The organism is Mycobacterium sp. 852002-51961_SCH5331710, from assembly GCF_001665535.1.
Taxonomy (GTDB): domain Bacteria; phylum Actinomycetota; class Actinomycetes; order Mycobacteriales; family Mycobacteriaceae; genus Mycobacterium.
In genome coordinates, this window is sequence record NZ_LZSQ01000040.1 from 51,533 (window position 1) to 59,500 (window position 7,968).

At 65.5% G+C, this 7,968-nt stretch carries 6 protein-coding genes and 1 pseudogene; all 7 read right to left on the bottom strand.

What is annotated here, in order from left to right; all coding sequences use genetic code 11:
• Window positions 1-21: 21 nt before the first annotated feature.
• Entirely contained in the window at window positions 22-1,704 is a 1,683-nt protein-coding gene (locus A5752_RS06960; RefSeq protein ID WP_067083612.1) for an MCE family protein, read from the bottom strand.
• On the bottom strand, window positions 1,704-3,038 hold the full coding sequence (locus tag A5752_RS06965) for an MCE family protein (RefSeq protein ID WP_067083614.1): 1,335 nt from the start codon (window positions 3,036-3,038) through the stop codon (window positions 1,704-1,706). Before A5752_RS06965 ends, A5752_RS06960 begins: the two co-directional genes overlap by 1 nt.
• The gene (locus tag A5752_RS06970) at window positions 3,035-4,531 is read right to left on the bottom strand and encodes an MCE family protein (RefSeq protein ID WP_067083615.1); all 1,497 of its coding nucleotides are present in this window, start codon (window positions 4,529-4,531) and stop codon (window positions 3,035-3,037) included. Before A5752_RS06970 ends, A5752_RS06965 begins: the two co-directional genes overlap by 4 nt.
• Window positions 4,515-5,618 carry an MCE family protein gene (locus A5752_RS06975; RefSeq protein WP_064414703.1) on the bottom strand — a complete coding sequence of 368 codons (1,104 nt, stop codon included), beginning with the start codon at window positions 5,616-5,618 and terminating at the stop codon, window positions 4,515-4,517. The genes A5752_RS06970 and A5752_RS06975 overlap by 17 nt, the downstream gene beginning before the upstream one ends.
• Window positions 5,618-6,643, bottom strand: a complete 1,026-nt coding sequence (locus A5752_RS06980; protein ID WP_067083617.1) for an MCE family protein — start codon at window positions 6,641-6,643, stop codon at window positions 5,618-5,620. Before A5752_RS06980 ends, A5752_RS06975 begins: the two co-directional genes overlap by 1 nt.
• Window positions 6,640-7,836, bottom strand: coding sequence for an MCE family protein (locus A5752_RS06985; RefSeq protein WP_067083619.1), 1,197 nt, complete (start codon window positions 7,834-7,836; stop codon window positions 6,640-6,642). The genes A5752_RS06980 and A5752_RS06985 overlap by 4 nt, the downstream gene beginning before the upstream one ends.
• 9 nt (window positions 7,837-7,845) lie before the next feature.
• Window positions 7,846-7,968 (bottom strand): annotated as a pseudogene (locus A5752_RS27425) (ABC transporter permease); the annotation flags it as partial.

Genomic DNA, 7,968 nt, shown 5'->3' on the forward strand with positions numbered 1-7,968 from the left:
CCGACCGGGGCGCTCCCCCGGTCAGGTCGGCATCAGGTCCTTCCACGACTTCGGCTCGTTGCTGGCAAGATTCGTCTGCCGCGGCAGCAAGCCATCGGGTGTCATGTACTGACCCGTCTCCGGATCGTAGTGGGCGACGGCCACCGACGGTCCCCCGGAAGCGTTGCCGCTGTGCGCACTTGGCGCAACGGGGGTCGCCCCACCCGCTGCAGGCGGCGCCGGGATCGGTGTGCCGTTGATCGAGTTGCCGGGCGGCGGAGGCGGTGCCACCGGATCCTGGATCGGTGCCGGCGCAGCAGCGGGTGCCGACGCCGAGCCATGTGGGGTCCCGCCGGCCACCGGCAGCGGTGGCGGCGGCATACCCGGTGGCGTTCCCGCGGGGGCCGCACCGGGAGGCAGCGGAGTGCCCTCCACCGGTGCGTAAAGCCGCTCGGAGAAGTCCACCCGGTCGTCGGGCGGGATCCCCTGGGATATCAAATTCGGGTCGATCGGGTACGCACCGAGGGTGTGCTGACGCAAGGCCAACGGCTGATAGCCCTTGGGGTCGTTGCACAATTCGACGGTCGGCGCCCGTTTACCCGGATGCTCCATGCACGGGTAGTTGCGCGCACCACGCACCGCGATCGGCGAATCCTGCGGCAACTTGCAGTAGAGCCCGTCTGGGGTGTCGATGGACGTGGTGTCCTCCGGCGAGCGCCAACTCGACGGAGGCAGGAACCCGACGGTGCAGGGCGTTGGGTCGCTGATGGTGAGCGCGAAGTCGCCCATCGGGAGGCCGGTGGGGTTGTTCTGCGGAAGCCCGAACGACTGCTGTGCGGCGATGATGCCCGGGAAGATGACCAGCAATTGCTCCAGCGACGGATTGTAGGTGAGCAGAGTCTGGCCCACCGTGGTGAGATTCGCCAGCAGGATCGGCAGCGTCGGCTTGATCTGGTTCAGCAGCGTCGAAACCTCCTGCGCGAAGCCGGGCCCCTGCTGAAGCAGCGTCCGGATCTGCGGATCGTTCTGCCGAAGCTGACCGGTCACTCCCGCAAGGCTTTTCGCCCAGGTGCGGATCTGCTCGGTGGTCTCGGCCTGCGATTCCAGTAGCGGCCCGCTGTCATCGATGAGCCCGCGGGTCTGGTCGGAGACGGTGTTGGCCTCGGCGCTGATCTTGGCCGCAGAGTCGACCAGGGATTGGAAATCGGGGCCGGCCCCGTTGAACGCCTTGAACGACTCGTCGAGCAGGTCGGCGATCCGGTCCGACGGGATGCTTCCGATCAGTCGGTTGAGTCCCTCCAGTACCGGGCCGATCTCTTGCGGAATGATGGTGTCCGCGACAGGAATTCGCGACCCGTTCTGCAAGTAAGGCCCGGAGTCGGTACGCGGCCGCAGGTCGACGTATTGCTCGCCGACGGCGGAGACACTGCGCACTTCGGCCTGTAAATCTGCGGGAACCTTCGGCGATGTGTCGAGCGACAGCGTGGCCTCGGCCCCGTTTTCGGTCAGGGCCACGTCGGTGACCTTGCCGATCTGCACACCGCGGTACGTGACGTTGCCGAAGCGATAGAGGCCACCCGCGGCGGGCAGTTCCATCTTCACCGTCAACCGGCCGACGCCGAGCAAGGTCGGCACCTGCATGTAGACGAACAGCATCACCGTCACACCCACGATCGACGCGATCGTGAAGATGATCAACTGGTTTCGTACGAAGCGCGTCAGCATCAGCCACCCCCTCCCGGGGTCGGTTGGGGTTGCACGGGCGGCGCCGCTGGGACCGGTGGCGTCGGGGCTTCAGCCCCGTACGGACCCGCGAAGACCTCCGATGTGGTGGTCGCCTGCGACAGCCACGGCGCTGCCGGCGGTGGCGGCGCCACCGGCAACAGCGGTTGCGCCACCGGAGGCGGCGCCGCGGGCGCGGGCGTGCCTTCGGCAGGCGGCCCGGTCGGCGGCGGGGCAACCCCGAGCGACATCGGGCTGTAGGAGTAATTGAGGTAGTACGGGTCCCCGGGGGCCGGTATCAATCTCGCGTTCTCGTCGCCCCACCGGGTGCCGAGCAGAAGCGTCCGCTTGAGCCGGGGGTACGTGAGATCGAAGCTCGCATAGAGGTTGATGTAATCCCCGCGGGTGATCCGATCGGCGAAGGTCGGACCGTACGGGAACGCGGTCGCCCACAGCAGTGCGAGATTCAGGTCGGGTCCGATGTCGGCAAGCGCGCCGAGCGCGGGCCCGAGGTTCTCCAGATCCTTGACCAGGTCGTCGCCGGCATCGTTGACCAGGCCGGCCGCGGTGTCCCCGAACTGGCCGAGCTTCTCCAGCGCGGCGGTCAGGTTCGGCCGTTCCTTGATCAGCACGTCGAGCGCGGGCGGAATCTCTTTCAGTGCGCGGTCGATCTTGTCCCGCTGACCCGCGAATGTGCCTGCGACACGGTTGAGTTGCTGGATCGAGGCGATGATGTTGTCACGCTGACTGTCGAGCACGCCGACGAAATTGTCGAGCCGGGTCAACAATTCGCGGATCTGCGGTTCTCGCCCGTTCAACGCGGTGTTGAAATTGTGGATGACGTCGCCGATCTGACCGAGCCCGCCGCCGTTTACCACGGTGGCCAGCGACGACAGTGTCCGCTCGGTCGACGGATAGGTCGACGAGTCGCTCAGCGGGATCGTGGCACCGGCTGCGAGCCGGCCCTCCGGCTTTTCGCCCAGCGGCGGATTGAGGGCCAGGTGCATCGAGCCGAGCAGACTTGTCTGCCCGACGGTGGCGACCGCGTTGGCCGGCACCGTCACGTCGGGTTTGACCGAGATCTCGACGTCGGCATGCCAGTTGTCGACCGTCATTTTGCGGACGCTGCCGACGACGACGTCGTCGATCAGCACCGGCGAGTTCGCCTCCAGCGTCGCGACATTCGCTACCTGGACATGGTAGGTAGCGGCGTCCGGGCCGCGGCCGACCGCGCCGGGCAGCGGCAGTGAATTCACACCTTGGAACGAGCAGCCGGTCACCAGTAGCGCCAGGGCGGACCCGGCGACCGACCATCTCTTCACGGTTCGGCGGATCATCGTGGCGGCGCCCCTTCTGCAGGCAACAGGGGTGTGTTCGGCGCGACCGGCGCGGGTGACGGCGGAAGCAGCATGCCCTCCACGGACTTCGGCGGTTCCGGTTGCGCGGGCAGGTTGCTCAACACGTTGGGCGGCCCGGGTATCGGCGCGCCGGGGAAAAGCGCGGGGGACGGGATCGCGGGCGCATCGGGCCCACCGCCGGTGTACAACCCCGGCGGGCCGGGCGGTTGGTTCCAGCCGGGAGGCGGCGGTACATCGCCCACACCGGTGTAGGCCGACACTGTGGGGGGCGGTTCTGGCGGGTCACCCGGGCCGGCGCCCCCTGGCGCGAGTTTCGGATCGGTGATGATCTGCCGGTCCGGGGTGACCGCGGGCCGCAGGTAGGCATTGATCGGCAATGGAACGTTGTTGACGTTGAGCAGTCGCAGCGCCGGGCCGAGGTATTGCGCGCACAGCTTCGCGGTCTCGGGTGCGGTGACGTTCGCGACTGCCCCGACCATGCCGCAGATCATCTGCACCGGGTTGTTGAAGTTGACCAACGCGAATGCACCGGTGACCGATCCGCCGTTGGGATAGAAGATGTTCTGGAAGTTCGCGATCGCGTTCGGTGTGATGTGCAGGACATTCTCGAACGCCAACTTGTGGTCGACCAGGATCTGAGTGAGGCTGCCGAGTCGCTGAATCTGCTCGGATGTCTGGTCCCGGGTGCCGACGACGAAGCGCTGCACCTCTCCGATCGCCGTCGAGAGATTCGACAGCGCCGCATCCAGGTCGGACCTACTGTTGTCGAGGACGCTGGAAAGCGTCGCCAACCGGTTCTCGAACATCACGATCTGCTGCTTGCTGTCGCGCAGCGCTGAGACGAAGGTCTGCAGATTCTTGATGATGTCGACGATGTTCCCGCTGCCTTCGGCGAAAGTCCTTGCCACACCAGATAGTTGGGCCAGCGTCTGGCGCAGCTTGTCGCCGTTGCCGCCCATCGCGTTCGCCGCGCTGTCGATGAACCGCGACACCGAGGTATCCGACACACCGGTCTGCGGTCCCAATTCATCGGAAAGCCGCATCAACTGGGTCTTGACCTCGTCCCACTCCACGGGCACCGCGGTCCGGTCACTGGGGATGACCGCCCCGTTCTTCATCGTCGGCCCGTCGCCGTTGCGGTACGCCGGAGTGAGTTGCACGTAACGTGCCGCCACCAGATTCTGCGCAACGATCACGGCCTTGGCGTCGGCCGGAACCGGCACGCCACGATCGACTTTGAGGGTCATCTTGGTTTGGGTGCCCTCGGGTGTGATCGACTCGATGGTGCCGACCTGGACACCGGACACCCGCACCTCGTCGCCGGGGTAGATGGCGGTCGCGGTCGGAAAGTACGCGGTGATCGTGGTCGGCCCGAAGAACACCTGGCGCACCAGGAAGGCCGCGCCGGCGATCAGACCGATGGCCAGCAGGATCGCTGTGCTGACCACCAGGCGCTTACGGGTTGCCATCATCGGGAAGATCTCCTGGCTGCGGAATTCCGTTGAACGGGAACGGCAATTCGGCCCGCGGGCCGGCCTGGTCCGGCGGTTGGCCTGCATTCATGCCGCGCCGGAACCCGAATGCGTAATCGAGGAACGGCTGCAGAATCTGACCGAAGATCAGGTTGGGCACGAGCGCGTTGTAGTAGGCGCCGTTGGCGACGATCTCGCCCTGCGTGAGGTAGTACTTGGCCGCGCCGGGCAACATCTTGGCGAGGTTGTCTCGGTTCTTCTCCAGCATCGCTATGACCGTGTTCAAGTCCTTCAGCGCCGGCGCGAGTTCCGCCTCGTTGTCGGCCACGATGCCGGTCAGCTCCTGCGACACCGCCGAGGTGGCGCGCAGCAGGCTGGTGATCGCGTAGCGGCGCTCGTTGAGCACGGCGAGCAGATCGTTGGAGTTGAGGATCAGCTCGTTGACCTGCCGACTGCGCTCGGCGAAGATCCCGGTGACGTCGCCGGCGGTCCGAAGGAGTTCGGCCAGGCTTTCGTTGCGGTTGTTCAACGACTTGGACACCCGTGACAGGCCGTCGAACGTCGGACCCAATTGCGGCGCAACCTGATCCAGGGTGGCCGCAAGGGTGTCCAACGACTGGTTGAGAGTCTGGGTGTTCGTGTCGGCGGTGTTGGCGGTCAGCTCGCTGACCGCGTCGGTCAACGAATACGGCGACGACGTTCGCGATGTGGGGATCGGCTTGGTGCGGTCCAGGTTGCCGCTTCCGTCGGACTCCAGCGCCAGCACGCGCTCACCGAGCAACGTCCCGGTGCGGATGTGGGCGGTGGTGTCGGAACCGAGCGCGTACTTCCCGTCGATGGTGAAGCCGACCAGCGCATCGCCGTTCACCAACTCCACCGACGAGACCGAACCCACCTTGATACCGGACACCGTGACGTCGTTACCGGTCGTGATCCCGCCCGCCTCGGTGAACAGCGCCTCGTAGCGCAGCGAGGTCGCCCAGGAGATGAGCCGTTCCGGCTGCAGGCCGATCGTGATGACGAGGACGATGAGGACAACGCCGATGAAACCCGCCCTCATCAGCTGCGCACCGCGGTACTTGAGCATTACTCGTCCACGCACCTTCCCGTTTCTTGGCGGATCCACGGGAACACCACGGTGCGGCCCTCCAGGTCGCTCGCCCGGAACGTGACACCGCAGATGTAGTACGGGAAGAACGCCCCGTACGAGCCGACGCGCGCGAGCTTGCGGTAGATCTCGGGCAGGCGCTGGATCGTCGCGTCGAGGCGATCCAGGTCGTTGTTGACGAACGGGGCCAACCGGGCCAACTGGTCGACCGTGTTGTTCAACGGTGCCCGCCCGCGGCTGAGAAGGTCTGCGAGCGAGGTGGTTCCGTTGTCCAGGGATTCGATCGCGGTGCCGATCGGGTCACGGTCGGCGGACAGTCCCTCGATGAGTTGGCTGAGCCTGTCGATCGCGCCGGTGAATTCGTCACCGTCCTTGGACAGGGTGTCGAGCGTGTCGCGCAGGCTGTCGATCAACTGCTCGACGATCTGATTGTTGTCCGCCAGAGAATTGGTGAACGACGACGACTTCGAAAGCAGTGATTCCAGGGTACCGCCCTGGCCTTGCAGGATCTGGATCAGCGAGTTGGTGAGCCCGTTGACATCCTCTGGATTCAGGCCCTGGATAACGGGTTTGAGGCCGCCGAGCAGCAAGTCGAGGTCGAGCGCGGGTGCGGTGCGGTCGGCCGGTATCTGGGCGCCGGCCGGCAGGATGCGGGCCGAGTCAGGCGTATCGATCAGTTCCAGGTAGCGGTCGCCGACCAGGTTGAGATAGCGGATCGCAGCCTTGGTGCCGGTAGTGAGCTTGGTGTTGCGGTCGGCGTCGAACTTGACCAGGACCTTCCTGTCGGCCTGCAGCGACACGTTCTTCACCGTGCCGACCCTGATACCGGCGATCCGCACGCTGTCGCCCGCCTTCAGCCGCGACGCATCGACGAAGACGGCCGAATATCCGTCTGTCGAACCGGTTCTCGACTCGCTGAAGACCACGAACAAGAATGCGGTCAGCACCATCATGACCACTCCGAAGATGCTGAATTTGATCAGCGTGCCCGTTGAACGCGTCATCCTGGCATCCCAATCTGCGCGGTGTTGCGCGGCGGCCCGGGCAGCGGCCCGAACAGCCAGTTCTTGAGGCCCTCGGAGTTCAGCAGAATGCCCGCGTTGCCGTACTGGTTCGGGTTGGTTCCGACGTCACCGACGATCATCGGCGGCACGAACTCCGGCGGCAGTTCCGGCAGCCCCAATTCCGTGCAGTAGTCACGGCCCCCGCTCTTGGCGGCGACCTTCGGCAAGTCACGCGGATAGCGATAGCGCTCGACGCCGAGCGTCAAACCCGCGTTGACGATGACGCCGGAGTACTGCGGCCCGGACTTCGAGAACGGAACGAGTCCGCCGATTCCGCACCACAACGAGGCCTTGTTCCTGTTGAGCAGTTCGGCGGTCGGCACCAGGAGGTGTGTTACGTCGGTCAGGCCCTGCCGATTTCCACCGATCACGTCGTTGCCGATATCGGCCAAACCTATTGCGCTGATCAAGAACTCGTCGAGGTTGTCCTGCTGGTCGACGATCGAATTGCTGACCTCCGTCGTGTTCTCGATTGTCGACAGCAGGTCCTGGGACCCGTCACCGTACGCGGTGAACGCCGGCACCGCCGCCTCGATGTCGTGCGCCAGGTTCGGCAGGCTCGGTTCGATCTTCGCCAGCAGGGCGTTGAAATCCTCCAGCGTCTGACCGAACTTCTCGCCCCGCCCGTTGAAGGCGGACGCGATCGCACCGAGTGTCTGGTTGAGCTTGGCCGGGTCGATCTTGTCGAGGACCTGAACCAGTTGCTGGAACACGGTATTGACCTCGACGGTCACATGCTTGCTTTGGATGACCTGCCCGGCGCGAAGTCGGTCCGCCGACGGGTCCGTCGGCGCGTTCATCTGGACGAACTTCGCGCCGAAGACGGTCGTCGAGGTGATGTCGACGTCGACGTTGCCCGGTATGAGCCGCAGCGCGGACCGATCCATCGCCAGGTGAAGCGCGGCGGTGCCGTCGGGACGCTCCTCGATCTTCTCGACCTGACCAACCTGGACGCCCCGCATCTTCACCTTGGCGTCGGGGTTCATCACCAGGCCCGCGCGATCCGAAATCACCGTCACCGGAACGGTATCGGCCCAGTCCCCGCGGAACAGGCTGATGGCCAGGGCGATGATCAGGCCGATGGCCACGATCAAGCCCAGACCCGTCAGGGGGCGAACGACACTGCTCTTCATCGGCGCGACCTATCCCGACAGGTTGAAGTTGCCGTTGGAACCGTAGATGGACAGTGAGACCAGCAAGGTGACCGATACGACGACCACCAGCGAGGTACGCACCGCGTTGCCCACAGCAACCCCCACACCCGA